This is a genomic window from Pseudomonas sp. LRF_L74 (assembly GCF_965644255.1).
Classification (GTDB): domain Bacteria; phylum Pseudomonadota; class Gammaproteobacteria; order Pseudomonadales; family Pseudomonadaceae; genus Aquipseudomonas.
This window is the reverse complement of sequence record NZ_CBFFRH010000003.1, coordinates 275761-292901: the sequence shown is the minus strand read 5'-3', so window position 1 is coordinate 292901 and position 17141 is coordinate 275761. Positions and strand designations below refer to the sequence as shown.

19 protein-coding genes are annotated in these 17141 nt (G+C 63.3%); 9 read left to right on the top strand and 10 right to left on the bottom strand.

From position 1 onward, the window contains the following. Positions 1-94: 94 nt before the first annotated feature. The 5 genes from ACSZPK_RS09975 to ACSZPK_RS09955 form a co-directional block, all read right to left on the bottom strand. Entirely contained in the window at positions 95-541 is a 447-nt protein-coding gene (locus ACSZPK_RS09975; RefSeq protein WP_437881298.1) for a Spy/CpxP family protein refolding chaperone, read from the bottom strand. Between the two features lie 103 nt (positions 542-644). After that, positions 645-1322, bottom strand: a complete 678-nt coding sequence (locus ACSZPK_RS09970) for a response regulator transcription factor (protein WP_437881297.1) — start codon at positions 1320-1322, stop codon at positions 645-647. Positions 1323-1329: 7 nt separating this feature from the next. Beyond that, positions 1330-1734 carry a translation initiation factor 2 gene (locus ACSZPK_RS09965; protein WP_437881296.1) on the bottom strand — a complete coding sequence of 135 codons (405 nt, stop codon included), beginning with the start codon at positions 1732-1734 and terminating at the stop codon, positions 1330-1332. A 2-nt stretch (positions 1735-1736) separates the two neighbouring features. Then, positions 1737-2036, bottom strand: coding sequence for a YciI family protein (locus tag ACSZPK_RS09960; protein WP_437881295.1), 300 nt, complete (start codon positions 2034-2036; stop codon positions 1737-1739). Between the two features lies 1 nt (position 2037). Further along, entirely contained in the window at positions 2038-2628 is a 591-nt protein-coding gene (locus tag ACSZPK_RS09955; protein ID WP_437881294.1) for a septation protein A, read from the bottom strand. A gap of 65 nt (positions 2629-2693) precedes the next feature. On the opposite strand from ACSZPK_RS09955, the gene ACSZPK_RS09950 reads away from it, so the two are divergent. From ACSZPK_RS09950 to rluB, 7 genes are all read left to right on the top strand, one after another. Further along, positions 2694-3563 carry a PHP domain-containing protein gene (locus ACSZPK_RS09950; RefSeq protein WP_437881293.1) on the top strand — a complete coding sequence of 290 codons (870 nt, stop codon included), beginning with the start codon at positions 2694-2696 and terminating at the stop codon, positions 3561-3563. 13 nt (positions 3564-3576) lie between these two features. Beyond that, positions 3577-4209 carry an L-threonylcarbamoyladenylate synthase gene (locus ACSZPK_RS09945; protein ID WP_437881292.1) on the top strand — a complete coding sequence of 211 codons (633 nt, stop codon included), beginning with the start codon at positions 3577-3579 and terminating at the stop codon, positions 4207-4209. 125 nt (positions 4210-4334) lie between these two features. Then, entirely contained in the window at positions 4335-5069 is a 735-nt protein-coding gene (locus ACSZPK_RS09940) for a segregation and condensation protein A (protein ID WP_437881571.1), read from the top strand. A 32-nt stretch (positions 5070-5101) separates the two neighbouring features. After that, the gene (locus tag ACSZPK_RS09935; protein ID WP_437881291.1) at positions 5102-5662 is read left to right on the top strand and encodes a hypothetical protein; all 561 of its coding nucleotides are present in this window, start codon (positions 5102-5104) and stop codon (positions 5660-5662) included. Beyond that, positions 5653-5994, top strand: a complete 342-nt coding sequence (locus ACSZPK_RS09930) for a DUF4261 domain-containing protein (protein WP_437881290.1) — start codon at positions 5653-5655, stop codon at positions 5992-5994. Before ACSZPK_RS09935 ends, ACSZPK_RS09930 begins: the two co-directional genes overlap by 10 nt. 96 nt (positions 5995-6090) lie before the next feature. Next, positions 6091-6879, top strand: coding sequence for an SMC-Scp complex subunit ScpB (gene scpB / locus ACSZPK_RS09925; RefSeq protein ID WP_437881289.1), 789 nt, complete (start codon positions 6091-6093; stop codon positions 6877-6879). Positions 6880-7022: 143 nt separating this feature from the next. Continuing rightward, the gene (gene rluB, locus ACSZPK_RS09920) at positions 7023-8093 is read left to right on the top strand and encodes a 23S rRNA pseudouridine(2605) synthase RluB (RefSeq protein WP_437881288.1); all 1071 of its coding nucleotides are present in this window, start codon (positions 7023-7025) and stop codon (positions 8091-8093) included. A 53-nt stretch (positions 8094-8146) separates the two neighbouring features. Here the strand turns inward: rluB and ACSZPK_RS09915 are convergent, their stop codons facing one another. The 5 genes from ACSZPK_RS09915 to ACSZPK_RS09895 all read right to left on the bottom strand — a co-directional run bounded on the left by ACSZPK_RS09915 (position 8147) and on the right by ACSZPK_RS09895 (position 12860). Then, positions 8147-9073, bottom strand: a complete 927-nt coding sequence (locus ACSZPK_RS09915) for a GGDEF domain-containing protein (protein WP_437881287.1) — start codon at positions 9071-9073, stop codon at positions 8147-8149. A gap of 206 nt (positions 9074-9279) precedes the next feature. After that, positions 9280-10020: a YciK family oxidoreductase gene (locus tag ACSZPK_RS09910; RefSeq protein WP_437881286.1), complete on the bottom strand. Its 741-nt coding sequence runs from the start codon at positions 10018-10020 to the stop codon at positions 9280-9282. Positions 10021-10140: 120 nt separating this feature from the next. Beyond that, entirely contained in the window at positions 10141-10812 is a 672-nt protein-coding gene (gene mupP, locus ACSZPK_RS09905; protein WP_437881285.1) for an N-acetylmuramic acid 6-phosphate phosphatase MupP, read from the bottom strand. Between the two features lie 3 nt (positions 10813-10815). Beyond that, a complete protein-coding gene (gene ubiG / locus ACSZPK_RS09900; protein WP_437881284.1) occupies positions 10816-11514 on the bottom strand; it encodes a bifunctional 2-polyprenyl-6-hydroxyphenol methylase/3-demethylubiquinol 3-O-methyltransferase UbiG in 699 nt (232 codons plus the stop codon). Between the two features lie 11 nt (positions 11515-11525). Beyond that, on the bottom strand, positions 11526-12860 hold the full coding sequence (locus ACSZPK_RS09895) for a TRZ/ATZ family hydrolase (RefSeq protein WP_437881283.1): 1335 nt from the start codon (positions 12858-12860) through the stop codon (positions 11526-11528). A gap of 106 nt (positions 12861-12966) precedes the next feature. Between ACSZPK_RS09895 and mtnA the strand changes: the two genes are divergently transcribed. Next, on the top strand, positions 12967-14034 hold the full coding sequence (mtnA, locus tag ACSZPK_RS09890) for an S-methyl-5-thioribose-1-phosphate isomerase (protein ID WP_437881282.1): 1068 nt from the start codon (positions 12967-12969) through the stop codon (positions 14032-14034). A 296-nt stretch (positions 14035-14330) separates the two neighbouring features. Beyond that, positions 14331-17141 carry a DNA gyrase subunit A gene (gene gyrA / locus ACSZPK_RS09885; RefSeq protein WP_437881281.1) on the top strand — a complete coding sequence of 937 codons (2811 nt, stop codon included), beginning with the start codon at positions 14331-14333 and terminating at the stop codon, positions 17139-17141.

Here is a 17141-nt window from a genome sequence, read left to right as displayed (position 1 = left end):
TCCTCTTCGGTTATCCCGGCCTGCTAGGGTCTGGACAGGCAGAAACCCGACCGGCGCGAGGCGGGTCGGGTTGTCGGTTACAGCACGGCGGTGATTACTGGGCTTTCTTGTCGCGTTGGGCTTTCCAGGTTTCGAACTCCTCGCGATCAGCGCGGCGTTGTTCCATTTCCTTTTTCTTTTCCTCGAACTTCTTCAGTTGCTCGGGGGTAAGAATGGCCTTGAAGGCTTTTTCCTGTTCCAGGCGAGCTGTCTCCAGCTCTTTCTTCATGGCTTGCTTGTCGGCTTCAGGCAGCTTGTCCAGGTACTTGCGGGTGATTTCACGCGGGTCGTCCTTGCGCTCATGTCCGAGCTTTTCGATTTTCTCGCGTTGCTCCGGGGTCAGGTTCAGGTCCTTGAACAGGCGATCGCCGGGGCCGTGCTGCTCGCCACGCGGGCCGCCTTCAGCGAAACCGTGGTCGCGAGGACCGTCGGAAGGGGCGCCAGCCATGGCCAGGGTCGGCAGGGTGGCGGCGAGGAACAGGGCGGTCAGGGTCTTGCGCATGGTGTCTCTCCTTCTCTGAGCCGGTGGGTTACCGGATGTGGCTCAGTTTATGGAGCGCAAGGTCAAGTGCGGTCAGTCTAGGGTAAAGGCTGGGTAAAGGCTTTCATACGTTGTAGTAGTAGCCACGGCTGCGCAGGGCGACGATGCGCGGGCGCCCATCTGGATGCGATCCTAGCTTCTTGCGCAGGTTGCTGACGTGCATGTCCAGGCTGCGGTCGTAAAGTGTCAGCTTGCGGCCGAGGGCGAGCTGCGCCAGCTCCTGTTTGTCTACCGGTTCGCCTGGCTGCTGGATCAATGCCTCGAGCACACGGCTTTCCGAAAGGGTCAGGCTGATTTCCTGCTCGCCGATGCTCGCCACGCCACGCGCCTGGCTGAAACTCAAGTCGCCGATTTCCAGGCGGGCGTTGCTGGCCGTTGGCAGGCTGCGACGTAGAACCGCGCGCAGGCGGGCAGTCAGTTCACGAGGGTCGCAGGGCTTGGCCAGGTAGTCATCGGCACCGAGTTCGAGACCGAGGATGCGGTCCAGAGGCTCACCGCGGGCCGACAGCATGACCACTGGCAGGTCAGGGTGGTCGTTGCGCAGTTGCTTGAGCAGCTCCAGGCCGCTGCCATCGGGCAGCATCACATCGAGAATCACCGCCGATGGCGTCAGTTTGCCCAGGGCCGAGCGGGCGCTGATGCCATCGTGGGCGGCGTGGACGATGAAGCCTTCGTGTTGCAGCCAACTTCCCAGCAGTTCACAGAGTTCGCGATCGTCATCGATCAGCAGCAATTCATTCATGATTCGGTCAGACCCATTGACTCTGGCGCTTGTTACGACGTCCGCCGGTGAAAATGCCGAGCAGGAAGGCCAGCACGGCAACCCCGGCGCCCGTGGCAAACCAGGTCTGCTGTTCATTGAGCAGGCGCCCGTTGGCGGATTGTGCGAGCGCTTGTTTGAGCTGCAGCTTGAGACGCTGGTTCTCCTGGCGTAGGCGATTGGCCAGGGCGCTGTCCTGTTCGCCGCTGTCGGCTTGCTGGACGCGCAGCTGCTCGCTTTGCGCGAGTTGCTGGCGCAGTTCGGCAAGCTCTTCGGCGTGTGGGTTGCCGGTCTGAATGGTGAGCGGCAATGCCTGTGGGGCGTTTGGCTCGGCCATGCTCGGGGGCACCGCGAGCAGGCTGGCGAGCAGCAGGGGCAACGAGCCTTTGCGCATGATCAGGGCAGTACGCGCTTGAATGGTTTGACCTGGACGTCGACGTAGACGCCGGCCGCCTTGTACGGATCGGCATCGGCCCATTGCCGTGCCTGCTCCAGGGACGCGAACTCGGCGACGATCAGGCTGCCGCTGAAACCGGCCTGGCCCGGGTCGTTGCTGTCGATGGCCGGGTGCGGGCCGGCAAGGACCAGGCGACCTTCGCTTTTCAACTGTTCCAGGCGCTCCAGGTGCGCGGGGCGGCTGGCGAGGCGGTTTTCCAAGGATTGCGGAGCGTCGGTGGCGATGATGGCGTAGAGCATGTCAGTCCTTGCTTTGCTGGGGCGCGTCGTCGCGCATGTGGCGGGCCAGGTAGATGCCCTGGGCGATCATGAACAGCAGGGTCATGCCAAGGCTGCCGAAGACCTTGAAGTCGACCCAGATGGATTCGAAGGTGAAGGCAACGAACAGGTTGGCGCAGCCACTGAAGATGAAGAATACGATCCAGGCGATGTTCAGGCGCGTCCAGACTTGCTGCGGCAGGTTGACGGCATGACCCATGATGCGCTGCACCAGGACCTTTTCGCCGACGAAATGGCTGGCGGCGAAACCCAGGGCGAACAGCCAGTTCACCACCGGGGCTTTCCACTTGAGCACGGTCTCGCTATGGAAGGCCAGGGTGAATCCGCCGAACAAAAGGCAGGCGAGCAAGGTCAACCATTGGCCTTTCTCCAGCTTGCGCTGCACCACCAGCAGGGTGCCATAGACCACCACCGAACTGGCTATGAGCACGGCCGTGGCGCTGAAGATGCCGCCGACCTCGATGGAGTGGCCGGCGATCTCATGGGTACGTGGATCGAGTTTGTAGACGATGAAAAACAGAAGCAGCGGGATGAAGTCGATGAATTGTTTCACGGCGGCAGCCAGAAGCGGGATGTCGCGGCATAATAACAAACATCATTAACGGCGAAAGCGGCCCCATGAAAGTTGATCTGCATTGCCACAGCACCGCATCGGACGGCGTTCTCGCGCCGGCCGCGCTGGTCACTCGTGCCCATGAGCGCGGTGTGCAGATGCTCGCCCTGACCGACCACGATACGGTCGAGGGGCTGGAAGAGGCACGCGTGACCGCCGATCGCCTGGGCATGCGCCTGATAAACGGCATCGAGCTTTCCTGTACCTGGGGTGGGGCGACCATCCATGTGCTGGGCTATGCCTTCGCCTGCGAGGCCCCGGCATTGCGGGCAGCCATCGCTGAGTTGCACCAGGGGCGCTGGTTGCGCGCGCAGGAGATTTCCCGGCGCCTGGACGCCAAGGGCATGGCCGGGGCGCTGGAGGGCGCGCGTGCCGTGCAACAGCAACTGGGCGACAGTGGTAACGCACCGGCCAGGCCGCATTTCGCCGAATTCCTGGTGCGCAGCGGCCATGTGCGCGATCATGCCGAGGCATTTCGCAAATGGCTGGGGGCCGGCAAGCTCGGTGATGTCAAGCAGCACTGGCCGACCCTGGAACAGACTGTGACGACCTTGCGCGATTCTGGCGCCTGGATCAGCCTGGCCCATCCCTGGCTATACGCCTTCACCCGCAGCAAGCGGCGGCGCCTGGTCGCGGACTTCATTGCCGCGGGTGGCCATGCCCTGGAAGTGGTCAACGGCCTGCAGCCCGCCGAGCAGGTGGGCGGGCTGGCGATCCTGGCTCGCGAGTTCGGCCTGCTGGCGAGTGTCGGCAGTGATTTCCATGCGCCAGGCGACTGGTCGGAGCTGGGGATGTACCGGCCGTTACCCGATGACCTGCCACCTTTGTGGGAGCGCTTCGATCATGCCCATAGCCCACGCTCTGCTGCCGTCTGAACAGGCCCCTGTCATGAGTCAATTCTTCCAGATTCACCCGGAAAACCCGCAGCCGCGGCTGATCAAGCAGGCGGTGGATATCATTCGCCATGGCGGCGTCGTGGTCTATCCCACCGATTCGTCCTACGCGCTGGGTTGCCTGACGGGCGATAAAGCCGCGGTCGAGCGTATCCGCCGCCTGCGCCAGCTCGACGAAAAGCACAACTTCACCCTGGTCTGCAGCGACCTGTCGCAGATCGGCCTGTTCGCCAAGGTCGACACCGGTGCCTTTCGTCTGCTCAAGGCCCACACGCCAGGCCCCTATACATTCATTCTCAACGCGACCCGTGAAGTCCCGCGCATGCTGTTGCATCCGAAGCGACGCACGATTGGTCTGCGGGTGCCGGCACACCCTATCGCCCTGGCGCTTGCCGAGGAGTTGGGCGAGCCGTTGATGAGCGTCAGCCTGATCATGCCGGGCGAGCAACTGCCGATGAGCGATCCCTACGAGATCCGGCAGGTGCTCGAGCATCAGGTCGATCTGGTGATCGATGGCGGTTTCGGCGGCCTGGAGGCGTCAACCGTGGTCAACCTGGCCGAGGGCGAACCGAGCGTGATTCGTGTCGGCTGTGGTGACCCGTCGCCATTCCAGGATGATGCCGAGTGAGCGAGGCCGTCGAGGATCGAGCCCCGGCTCAGCAGCACGACGTTCAGCAGCAACTGCCACTGGCCCTGGTCTATGGCGAGGCACTCACTGAACTGCCGGTCGATCTCTACATCCCGCCCGATGCATTGGAGGTGTTTCTTGAGGCCTTCGAAGGGCCGCTGGACCTGCTGCTGTATCTGATCCGCAAGCAGAACATCGACATTCTCGATATCCCGGTGGCCGAGATCACCAAGCAGTACATGGGCTACGTCGAGCTGATGAAGTCGGTGCGCCTGGAGCTGGCCGCCGAATACCTGGTGATGGCGGCGATGCTGGCGGAGATCAAGTCGCGCATGCTGCTGCCGCGCTCCGCCGAAGCCGAGGCGGAAGAAGACGATCCGCGTGCCGAACTGATCCGACGCCTGCAGGAGTACGAGCGCTTCAAGGCGGCCGCCGAGGACCTCGATGGTCTGCCCAGGGTCGGTCGTGACCTTACCGTGCCCAGGCTGGAGGCACCCGAGGCGCGGGCCCGCAAGCTGTTGCCGGATGTCCCCCTGGAAGACCTGCTGCTGTCCATGGCCGAGGTCCTGCGCCGTGCCGACATGTTCGAAAGCCATCAGGTGACTCGCGAGGTCCTATCGACCCGCGAGCGCATGAGTGAGGTGCTGGAGCGTCTCAAGGGCGGTGCTTTCGTGCCGTTCGTAAAGCTTTTCAGTGAGGAAGAGGGGCGCCTTGGCGTAGTCGTGACCTTCATGGCAATTCTCGAGTTGATCAAGGAATCGCTGGTCGAACTCGTTCAGAATGCACCGTTCGCCGCGATCCACGTGCGGGTTCGTGCCGAACGGGACGTCGACGAGATCGACGCGTTCGAGTCGTTGTAATCAGGAAGTCGTTTGCCAGGGGAGGTTTCGATATGAGTATTTTTTCGCGTTTCTTCGGCCGCAAGGATGCGGGCAAGGCGCAGTCATCGGGGTTGGTCGCCAACCCGCAGCTCAAGGGTAATGTCAGCCTGCAGGTGGTTTTCCCCGCTGGGTTGCCCAGGGATCAGTCCGTCCTGACGGCGCGGCTGCGTGGCTATCACCCGGAAATGGCTGGGGCGAGCTGTGATATTTCAACCGAGGTCGAACAGTTCTTCGCCCTGGCTGGCTGGGGCCGGCATGTGGTGCAGATGGTCGGCTTCGACCTGTCGTCTCCGCAGGAGTCGATCGAGGCTTGCGTGGCGCCGGCGCACTATTCGCAGGCGCTGAAGGAACAGGTGCGTGCCCACGCCAGCCATATCCTGCTGTATTACGCCGGCTACGAAGACGATCCGCTGGAGCAGTACGTCGCTCTTGCCGCCGTGTCGGGGCCTTGGCGCAGTTGGGCGCCATCGCGGTACTCAACGAAACCGCACGCACTTCGCTGCCTGCCGGTGTCTTCAGTGATGAAAGCCTTGGCAGCCAAAGCCTGGAAGTCCTGCGTGGCATGCCGTTGACCGCCCTGTACTGTGGCTTCGTCAAATATGACGTCGAGGGCCTCGACGGGACCTGGATGCGTACCTATGGTGCCGCTGTCTTCGGCCTGCCGGATTTCGCCGCGCTGGCGCAAGGGCATCATGAGGGCGAGCGTTATTCAGAGCTGTTCGACAATGTGCTGAGTTACCTGCGCGAAAGTGGCGCGCGGATGGTCGCCGGCCACACCATGCAGGTCGGAGAAGCCTCGTACATGCGCCTGCGCGAGCCGTTGCCGCACGAGTATTTTCTCGATGGGCCGGATCAGGTGCTGGTCGCGGAAATCATCGAGGAAAGCGAGATCAACCACGCCTGAAGCCAATGGCGCATGGCTTTGCTAAGCTGGCGCCGCCTTCGTTGACATTTTTGTCCGGAGCCGCGTTTTCCCGCCCGCTTTCAGGTTTTCCAGACGATGACCCTGTCCGACCCTCACCAGCTAGCCGTCCTGCTCGAAGCATTGCTGCTCGCCTCGGGCAAGCCGATGTCCCTGGAACGGTTGGCCGAGCTGTTCGAGGAAAACGAGCGTCCGGAAATCTCGACCTTTCGCGATGCCCTGAGCATCCTGGCGCGTACCTGCGAGGGGCGTGCCTTCGAATTGAAGGAAGTGGCATCCGGTTATCGCCTGCAGGTACGCGAGACCTATGCCACCTGGGTCGGGCGCCTGTGGGAGGAGCGCCCGCAGCGTTATTCGCGGGCCTTGCTGGAGACCCTGGCGCTGGTCGCCTACCGCCAGCCGATCACCCGTGGCGAGATCGAGGATATCCGTGGCGTGGCGGTCAACAGCCAGATCGTCAAGACCCTGATGGAGCGCGAGTGGATTCGTGTCGTCGGCTACCGTGATGTGCCCGGCCGGCCCGCGATGTTCGCCACCACCCGGCAATTTCTCGATCACTTCAATCTGAAGAACCTCGACGAGTTGCCAACCCTGGCGGCATTGCGTGAGATGGAGCCGGAGCCCGTGGCGATCCTCGACGATGAGGTTCCCGTGCCGGCGCAACTGCAAGCGCGCGCCGACCTGGCCCTAGAGGGCGACGAGGAGCAGGAGCCTCGCGAGGAAACCAGCTTCCGCAGCCTGCTGGCCGAACTCGACACCATGGAGCAGGGACTGAAGACCGACTTCGACGACCTGTTGCAGGCCGAGCCGGCCGTGCCTGAGCGATCCTCGGTGGAGGCCGACGACGACATCGAGCGGGAGCATTGAGCCCAGTCGTCCCGCGTTGAGCGCTTTCCTCGACTCGGCGCTCGTCTATAGTCTTCGTGCGCCCTCAAGGCGAACCGCGTATGATGCGCGACCTTTTGCCGGCCACGGCCGCCTGTCACAGTGATACACCGGGAGGTGCCCAGATGAGTGAAATCGAAGAACAACCCCGCCCCAGCGGCGAAAAACTGCAGAAAGTCCTGGCCCGCATGGGGCAGGGCTCGCGTCGTGACATCGAGACCTGGATCGCCCAGGGCCGGGTCAAGGTCAATGGCGTGGTGGCGACCCTCGGTGCCCGGGTCGACCTGCACGATGCCATCAGCGTCGACGGCCGCCTGCTCAAGCGTGAAGAATTGGCCGAGACCGTTCGCCGCGTATTGATCTACAACAAGCCGGAAGGCGAGATTTGCACCCGTGATGACCCGGAGGGCCGTCCGACGATTTTCGATCGCCTGCCGCGCCCGAAGGAAGGTCGCTGGATCAATATCGGCCGCCTCGACATCAACACCACCGGCCTGTTGCTGTTCACCACCGACGGTGAGTTGGCCAACCGCCTGATGCATCCGTCCTACGAGATGGATCGCGAGTACGCGGTGCGCGTGCGTGGCGAAGTGACCGAGGAGATGATCGAGCAGCTCAAGGCGGGCGTCATGCTCGAAGACGGCCCGGCCAAGTTCACCGATATCAAGGAAGCGCCGGGGGGCGAAGGCTTCAACCATTGGTATCACTGCGTGGTGATGGAAGGGCGCAACCGTGAGGTGCGTCGCCTTTGGGAATCCCAGGGGCTGGTGGTCAGCCGTCTGAAACGCGTACGTTTCGGTCCGGTATTCATGACCTCGGACCTGCCCATGGGACGCTGGCGCGAGATGGGCCAGCGTGAGGTCGATATCCTCAGTGAGGAAGTCGGCCTCAAGCCCGTGCAATTGCCGGCAATGAAGGAAAAGATGCGCGAGAAGCTCGACCGTCTGCAGCGCAAATCGGCCAAGCCGATGACCCGCACGGAACGCTCGGAGCGTTCAAAGCGGGTTCTGCGCCCGGCTCATGACGATGCGCCGCAAGTCGAGCCCGAGCGCCGGGCTCGTGCGCCGCGCAAACCGGCGGGGGAAGGTCGCGGCAATCAGCGTGGCACCCTCGCCGAGCGCCCTTCCGAGGTGAGAAAACGTACGCCGCGCCCGAGTGGCGATGGACAGCGTCCAGGGCCTGGCCGTAAGCGCTGAGGGCTGCTTCAAGAGGCAGGGACGTAGGCCTCAAGCTCAGGCTTGAGGCTGTTTCAACTGGCCATTGAAATCCGGTTGCGTCCGTCGCGCTTGGCTGCGTAGAGCGCGGTATCGGCGCGGCGGAGCAGGCTTTCCGCCCCTTCTCCGGCTTGCAGGGTGGCGCAGCCAAGGCTGATCGACAGCTTGATGGGCTGATTCTCTACCGCGTGCTGCAATTCCTCGATGGCCACCCGCAGGCGTTCGCCAATCATGACGCCCGCTTCGCAGGAGGTATTGGAGAGCAGGACCAGGAACTCCTCGCCACCATAGCGAAACACCATGTCGACGTTACGCAGGCTGCCCTTGAGGGCGTTGGCGACGTTTTTCAGGACTTCGTCGCCGATCAGGTGGCCGTGCTCATCGTTGATCCGCTTGAAATGGTCGATGTCGAGCATCAGTACGGACAGTGGTTGCAGGCTGCGTCGGGAGAGTTCGATCTCACGTTGCAGGGTCTGGCTCATGGCGATGCGGTTACCCGAACCGGTCAATGGATCGCGCAGGGCGATCTGCAGGGCGGTGCGATAGAGCAGGGCGTTGCGCAGAGGGAAAAGCAGGCAGGCCAGCAGCGACTCCAGTTGACTCAATTCGTCTTCGCTGAAGCGGTGGCCGCGGCGAAACACCAGTTCGCCGAGATAGTCACCTTCATGGTTCAGCCGATAACCGGCGGAGTGGGTGGCTCGCTCGCCAATTTCCAGGCGCAGGTCGCAGGAGGCAAGCTGGTAGCCCAGCGCGTCGAGCGGAATCAGTTGCTGAACCTGTACGAAGAACAGTTCTAAGATCCGTTCGACCTCGAGCGAGGTCTGCAACTGCAGGCTCAGCCTCTGGTGCAACTGCGCCAGGCTGACAGGCTTGATGGCCTGTTGCTTGCGGCTCGCATAGCCCAGGCGCTGCAGTTTTGCTGCGTCGAAATCGATGGTGTTGGAGTGATTCTTTGGAACCATAGTGCTCAACCTCTGGCGCTTGTGCGCTTTGATAGAGGTTGCTAAGCCAAGTCCGTGCCAATTATATAAATTCTTTATTTATCAATAATTTATTTTTATTTTAGACGTGTTGCGGCAAATATTTGCCGGTTGGCTGACGGGCATGCTGGCCAATTGATGCTGGTTGTCTGGCGACTGCCGGAAAACCGGCAGTCGCCAGTGTCGGGTCATTGGGCGTTGAAGGCCTGGCCGTTGGTGCCTTTGCTGTCCGGGCCCATCAGATAGAGATAGACCGGCATGATGGCGCCTGGCTCGGGATTGTCCGTGGGGTTCTCGCCAGGATAGGCCTGGGCGCGCATGCTGGTCCGGGTCGCGCCCGGGTTGACACTGTTGGCGCGTACGTTGCTGATGCCGTCCACTTCATCGGCCAGCACTTGCATCAGGCCTTCGGTGGCGAATTTGGAAACGGCATAGGCGCCCCAGTAAGCCCGCCCCTTGCGTCCGACGCTGCTGCTGGTGAAGACCACCGAGGCATCTTCGGAAAGCTTCAGCAAGGGCAGCAGGGTGCTGGTCAGCATGAACATGGCATTGACGTTGATCTGCATGACGCGCATGAAGTTGTCGCCGGACAGCTGTTCCAGTGGCGTGCGCGGGCCGACGATAGAGGCGTTGTGCAGCACGCCGTCGATCCGGCCGAACTCTTTTTCCAGCATGGCTGCCAGTTCGTCGTATTGGTGGGGCAGGGCGGTTTCCAGGTTGAACGGGATAACGGCTGGCTGAGGATGCCCGGCAGCCTCGATGGCGTCGTAGACCTCGGTCAGATTGGCTTCGGTCTTGCCCAGCAGCAGGACTGTCGCGCCATGGGCGGCGAAGGTCTTCGCGGCGGCCGCACCGATGCCACGGCCGGCACCGGTTACTAGGATGACGCGGCCTTGCAGCAGATCGGGGCGGGCGGTGTAGTCGAACATGGATGTCTCCTTCGGAGCACGACATGCCGGCAGTGGCATGTTTCGAGTCAAGGCAGGGCGCGCGGCGGCTTGCGACGAAGTGGGTCGCTACCGCTCTGGGATTCGTTCTGGGTTGACCGGTCAGCAGTTGCAGAGTGCCTGATCCAGCAGGGCGCGCAGTTCCAGCGGGTGATCGATCACTGCGTCGGCGCCCCAGTTGCGTGGGTTGTCCTCGGGGTGGATGTAGCCGTAGGTGACCGCCACGGTCCGGCAACCAGCGGCATGGCCGGCCTCGATATCGCGCAGGTCATCACCGACGAACAGCACTTCCTGAGGTGCCAGGCCGAGCTTCTTGCAAGCCAGCAGCAGCATTTCCGGATCGGGTTTGCTGCGTGTCACGTGGTCCGGGCAGACCAGTACCGCCGAGCGTTCGGCAAGGCCAAGCTGGCGCATGATCGGTTCGGCGTAGCGCACCGGCTTGTTGGTCGCTACGCCCCAGCTCAGCCGGCCGCGTTCAATATCGCTGAGCACTTGTTCCATGCCGTCGAACAGGCGGCTGTGTACCGCGCAGTGATCCTGATAGCGGTCGAGGAATTCCGTGCGCAAGGCCTCGAAGCCTTCGGCTTCGGCTGGTATGCCGAATGTCACCGAGACCATGGCCCTGGCTCCCCCGGAAACCACGTCGCGGATCGCCTGTTCATTGGCTGGCGGCATGCCGTGGGCTTCCCGCATCGCCTGGCAGATGGCGACGAAGTCCGGCGCGGTGTCGAGCAAGGTGCCATCCATGTCGAAGAGTACGGCTCGCAGGCGCATGCATCACTCCTCGTTCAGGGTCTGGATCATGTAGTTGACGTCGACATCCGCGGCCAGCTTGTAGTGCTTGGTCAGCGGGTTGTAGGTCAGGCCGATGATGTCCTTGACCTGCAGGCCGGCGGCGCGGCTCCAGGCACCCAGTTCCGAGGGGCGGATGAATTTCTTGAAGTCGTGGGTGCCGCGTGGCAGCAGGCGCATGACGTATTCGGCGCCGATGATGGCGAACAGGTAGGCCTTGGGGTTGCGGTTGATGGTCGAGAAGAACACCTGGCCGCCGGGCTTGACCATGCGCTGGCAGGCGCGGATCACCGACGCTGGATCGGGCACGTGTTCGAGCATTTCCAGGCAGGTGACCACGTCGAACTGGCCGGGCATCTCCTCGGCGAGGGCTTCGGCGGTGATCTGCCGGTATTCCACCTCGACCCCCGACTCCAGTTGGTGCAGTTGCGCCACGGCCAGCGGCGCTTCGCCCATGTCGATGCCCGTGACAGTGGCGCCACGCTGGGCCATGGCTTCGCTGAGGATGCCGCCGCCACAGCCGACATCGAGGACGCGCTTGCCGGCCAGGCCGACGCGTTCGTCGATCCAGTTGACCCGCAACGGGTTGATGTCGTGCAGGGGTTTGAATTCGCTTTCGCGGTCCCACCAGCGATGGGCCAGGGCTTCGAATTTGGCGATTTCGGCGTTGTCGACGTTGCTCATTGAGGTTTCCTTCAAATCGAATGCTTGGCGGCGATGCGGGAGCCCCAGTCACGCGCCTTGGCGATGATGGCGGCTTCGTCCAGGCGCGTCAGGCGGCCCTGCTCCAGCAGTTGCTTGCCGCCAACCCAGAGGTGCCTGGCGCAGTGGCGATCGCCGGTATAGATCAGTTGCGAAACCGGATCGTAGATCGGTTGCTGGGCCAGGCCGGAGAGATCGAAGGCGACGATGTCGGCCAGCTTGCCGATCTCCAGCGAGCCGGTGTGTTCATCCATGCCCAGGGCGCGGGCGCCGTTCAGCGTGGCCATGCGCAGGGCGCTGTGGGCATCCAGGGCGATGGCGCTGCCGGCGACGGCCTTGGCCAGCAGGGCGGCGGTACGGGTTTCGCCGAGCAGGTCGAGGTCGTTGTTGCTTGCCGCGCCGTCGGTGCCGATGGCGACGTTGACCCCGGCCTGCCAGAGTTTTTCCACCGGACAGAAGCCGCTGGCCAGCTTGAGGTTGGATTCGGGGCAGTGGATCACGTTGCTGTTGCTTTCTACCAGCAGGGCGATGTCTTCGTCGCTGACCTGGGTCATGTGCACGGCCTGGAAGCGCGGGCCGAGCAGGCCCAGGCGCGACAGGCGCTCAAGGGGGCGCATGCCATGCCGTTCGAGACTCTGCTGGATTTCGAAGGCTGTCTCGTGGACGTGCATATGGATGCCGGCGTCCAGCTCCTCGGCCAGCATGCGCACGTTTTCCAGCTTGTCGTCGCTGACCGAGTAGGGCGCGTGCGGGCCGAAAGCGATCTTGATCCGCGGGTGCAGCCTCAGTTCATCGAACAGCCTGAGGCCCTTGCGCAGGGCCTCGTCGGCGTCGCGGGCGCCTGGTGTCGGGAAATCCAGTACCGGGATGGTCAGTTGTGCGCGTATGCCGCTTTTATGCACGAGCTCGCAGGCGACTTCCGGGAAGAAGTACATGTCCGAGAAGCAACTGATCCCTCCCTTTATCATCTCGGCGATGGCCAGCTCGGTGCCGTCGTGGACGAAGGTTTCGTCGACCCAGCGGGCTTCGGCCGGCCAGATGTGGTTCTTCAGCCAGTCCATCAGCGGCAGGTCGTCGGCCAAGCCACGGAACAGGGTCATCGCCGCGTGACCATGGGCATTGACCAGGCCGGGCGTGAGCAGGTGCCCGGGGAGTTCGCGCACCTCCTTGGCCGGATGCCGCAGGGCTTCGGCGCGCGGAGCGATCAGGACGATATGGCCGTCACGGATGCCCAGGCCATGCTCGCGCAGCACCACGCCGGCCGGCTCGACGGGCACCAGCCAGCTTGGCAGGAGCAACAGGTCGAGAGGGGCGGCGGCGGTGGGCATGGAGGCGTGATCCTGTGGCTTCGAGGGTGGCGGCAGTATAACCGAGCGTCTGTGCGCGCGGCTCGCTATAATCCGCGCCTTTTCGTTTCTGCAAGTGGGGTGTGCCATGCGCGAGCGGTTGCTGGCGGCGGAGAAGGTCAAGGCCATTGAATGGCGAAATGGCACGTTGTACCTGCTCGACCAGCGTTTGTTGCCCCTGCGGGAGGTCTGGCAGGAGTATGTGACGGCTGCTGACGTGGTCAGGGCCATTGTCGAGCGGGTGGTCTGCGGTGAGGCGGCGATTGGCATCGCCGCCGCTTATGCCCTGGTGTTGGCGGCTCGTGATGCGCAGGTCGAGGGCCGTGGCGAGTGGTTGCCCGCCCTGGATGAAGACCTCCGGCGCCTGTCGGCGGTGTGTTCGGCCGCCTGGGTGATCGAACGCATGCGTGATCGCCTGCAGCGCTGTGCCGTGGACGACGACGCGGTTGCCCTGCTCGAAGCCGAGGCGCTGTCGATCCATGCCAGTGACCGCGAGGCCAGCCTGGCCATGGCGCAGTTCGGCATGGAGCAGATCCGCAGGCATCAGGGCAACTCCCAGAACCTGTTGACCCATGGCAATTCCGGGGCGCTTGCCGGCGGTGGCTTCGGCGCGGCGCTGGGAGTGATCCGGGCTGCGCACCTGGAGGGGCTGGTCGAGTGTGTCTACGTCGATGAAACCCGGCCATGGCTCCAGGGCTCACGGCTGACCGCCTGGGAATTGATGGTCGATGATGTGCCGGTGATTCTTAACAGTGATTCGGCGGCTGCCCATCTGATGAAGAGTCGCGGGGTCACCTGGGTCATCGTCGGTGCCGAGCGCATTGCCGCCAATGGCGACGTGGCCAGCAGGACTGGCACCTATCAGCTCTCGGTGTGCGCCATGCACCATGGCGTGCGGTTCATGGTCGTGGCGCCGAGTTCGGTCATCGACATGAGCCTGGAGACTGGCGAAGACATGCTCATCGAGGAGTGTGCCGCCGATGAGTTGCTGGAGGTCGTGGGGCATCGTGTCGCGGCGGGCGTGCCGGTGTTCAATCCGGCGTTTGACGTGACCCCGGCGGACCTGATCGACGTGATCGTCACCGAAAAGGGCGTAGTCGAGCGACCCGATGCGGCGAAGCTGGAGCAGCTCATGAGTCGCAAGCGCCTGCACTGAGCAAGCCCCAAGCCACAAGTGAAAGCATGGCCCGGGGCTGGGATCGTCCTGCCTTCAACCTGTGGCCTGGAGCTTGCGGCTTGCCGCTACTAAATTACAGCCCCTAGGTCCACGCGCCCGGTTGTGGTAATCTCCGGCAGTTTTCCAGGTGGCTCCGGAAGAGCTGCCGTCTGTCACGAATTACCAACATAACTCGTTGATTTGCATGCGTCGCCGCCGAGCAGGGGCGACCAGCAGACTCCGCGGCCGCAGGATGCAGGCGCGGGGTTTCACCAGAAAAAGGAACCAGGCTTCTCATGGGTGAACTGGCCAAAGAAATCCTCCCGGTCAATATCGAAGACGAGCTGAAGCAGTCCTACCTCGACTACGCCATGAGCGTAATCGTCGGTCGCGCGCTGCCCGATGCGCGTGATGGCCTAAAGCCGGTGCACCGTCGCGTGCTCTATGCGATGAGCGAGCTGGGCAACGACTGGAACAAGCCCTACAAGAAATCCGCCCGTGTGGTCGGTGACGTCATCGGTAAATACCACCCGCACGGCGATACGGCTGTCTATGACACCATCGTGCGCATGGCCCAGCCGTTCTCGCTGCGCTACATGCTGGTCGACGGCCAGGGCAACTTCGGTTCGGTGGACGGCGACAACGCCGCGGCCATGCGATACACCGAAGTGCGCATGGCCAAGCTGGCCCACGAGTTGCTGGCCGACCTGGAGAAGGAAACCGTCGACTGGGTGCCCAACTACGACGGCACCGAGCAGATCCCGGCGGTCATGCCGACCAAGATCCCCAACCTGCTGGTCAACGGCTCCAGCGGTATCGCCGTGGGCATGGCGACCAACATCCCGCCGCACAACCTGGGCGAGGTCATCGACGGCTGCCTGGCGCTGATCGAGAACCCGGAACTGACGGTCGACGACCTGATGCGCTACATCCCCGGTCCGGACTTCCCGACCGCGGGCATCATCAACGGTCGCGCGGGCATCATCGAGGCTTACCGCACCGGCCGTGGACGCATCTATATCCGCGCTCGAGCCGATGTCGAGGATATCGACAAGGTTGGCGGTCGCCAGCAGATCGTCATCACCGAGCTGCCGTACCAGTTGAACAAGGCGCGGCTGATCGAGAAGATCGCCGAGCTGGTCAAGGAGAAGAAGCTCGAAGGCATCACCGAACTGCGCGACGAGTCCGACAAGGACGGCATGCGCGTGGTCATCGAGTTGCGTCGCGGAGAAGTGCCAGAGGTCGTGCTCAACAACCTCTATGCCCAGACCCAGTTGCAGAGCGTATTCGGTATCAACGTCGTGGCCCTGGTCGATGGCCAGCCGCGTCTGCTGAACCTCAAGGACATGCTCGAAGTGTTCGTTCGTCACCGCCGCGAAGTGGTGACCCGGCGGACCGTCTACGAGCTGCGCAAGGCCCGCGAGCGCGGCCACATCCTCGAAGGCCAGGCGGTCGCGCTGTCGAACATCGACCCGGTGATCGAGCTGATCAAGACCTCGCCGACCCCGGCCGAGGCCAAGGAGCGCCTGATCGCGCAAGCCTGGGAGTCCTCCGCGGTGGAGGCGATGGTCGAACGTGCCGGCGCCGACTCCTGCCGCCCGGAAAACCTCGACCCGCAATATGGCCTGCGCGACGGCAAGTATTTCCTGTCGCCCGAGCAGGCCCAGGCCATCCTTGAGCTGCGCCTGCACCGCCTGACCGGCCTGGAACACGAGAAGCTGTTGTCCGAGTACCAGGAAATCCTGGTCCAGATCGGCGAGTTGCTGCGCATCCTCAACAGCCCCGAGCGCCTGATGGAAGTCATCCGCGAGGAGCTGGAGAAGGTCAAGGCCGAGTTCGGCGACGCCCGCCGTACCGAGATCGTCGCGTCCCAGGTCGACCTGACCATCGCCGACCTGATCACCGAAGAAGACCGCGTGGTGACCATCTCCCACGGCGGCTACGCCAAGTCGCAACCGCTGGCCGCGTACCAGGCCCAGCGCCGTGGTGGCCGTGGCAAGTCGGCGACGGGCGTGAAGGACGAGGACTACATCGAACACCTGCTGGTCGCCAACAGCCACGCCACGCTGCTGCTGTTCTCCAGCAAGGGCAAGGTCTACTGGTTGCGCACCTTCGAGATTCCGGAAGCCTCGCGTACCGCTCGCGGTCGTCCGCTGATCAACCTGCTGCCGTTGGACGAAGGCGAGCGCATCACCGCGATGCTGCAGATCGACCTGGAAGCCCTGCAACAGCAGAATGGCGGTGCCGACGAAGACCTGGATGACGCCGAGGATGGCGTGATCGAAGGCGAAGTGCTCGAGGCCGAAGAGGTTGTCGAGGCTGCCGAGGTCGAGGAAGTCGAAGGCGAGACCGCCGAACTGGTGGCCGAGCCGACTGGCGCCTACATTTTCATGGCCACCGCGCTTGGCACCGTGAAGAAGACTCCGCTGGTGCAGTTCAGCCGTCCCCGTTCCAACGGCCTGATCGCTCTGAAACTCAAGGAAGGCGACACCCTGATCGCCGCCGCGATCACCGACGGCGCCAAGGAGGTCATGCTGTTCTCCAGCGCCGGCAAGGTCATCCGCTTCGCCGAAAGCGTGGTGCGCGTGATGGGCCGTGGCGCCCGTGGTATCCGTGGCATGCGCCTGAGTAAGGAGCAGCAACTGATTTCCATGCTGATCCCCGAGTCGGGCGCGCAGATTCTCACCGCCTCCGAGCGTGGCTTCGGCAAGCGCACCGCGCTGAGCAAGTTCCCACGCCGTGGGCGTGGTGGCCAGGGGGTGATCGCCATGGTCACCAAGGAGCGTAATGGTCCGCTGATCGGTGCGATCCAGGTCCAGGATGGCGAAGAGATCATGTTGATCTCCGACCAGGGCACCCTGGTGCGTACCCGTGTCGACGAAGTTTCCAGCTCCGGACGTAATACCCAGGGCGTGACCCTGATCAAGCTGGCCAAGGATGAAACCCTGGTTGGCCTGGAGCGCGTCCAGGAGCCGTCCGTGGACGAGGAGTTGGACGCTGTCGAGGGATCGTTGGAAGAGGGCGTGGCCGAGAGCAATGACGAGCCTAATGCTGAAAACCTGGACGGTGCGGCAGCCGATGCCGGCCCGGCTGATGACGAAGAGTGA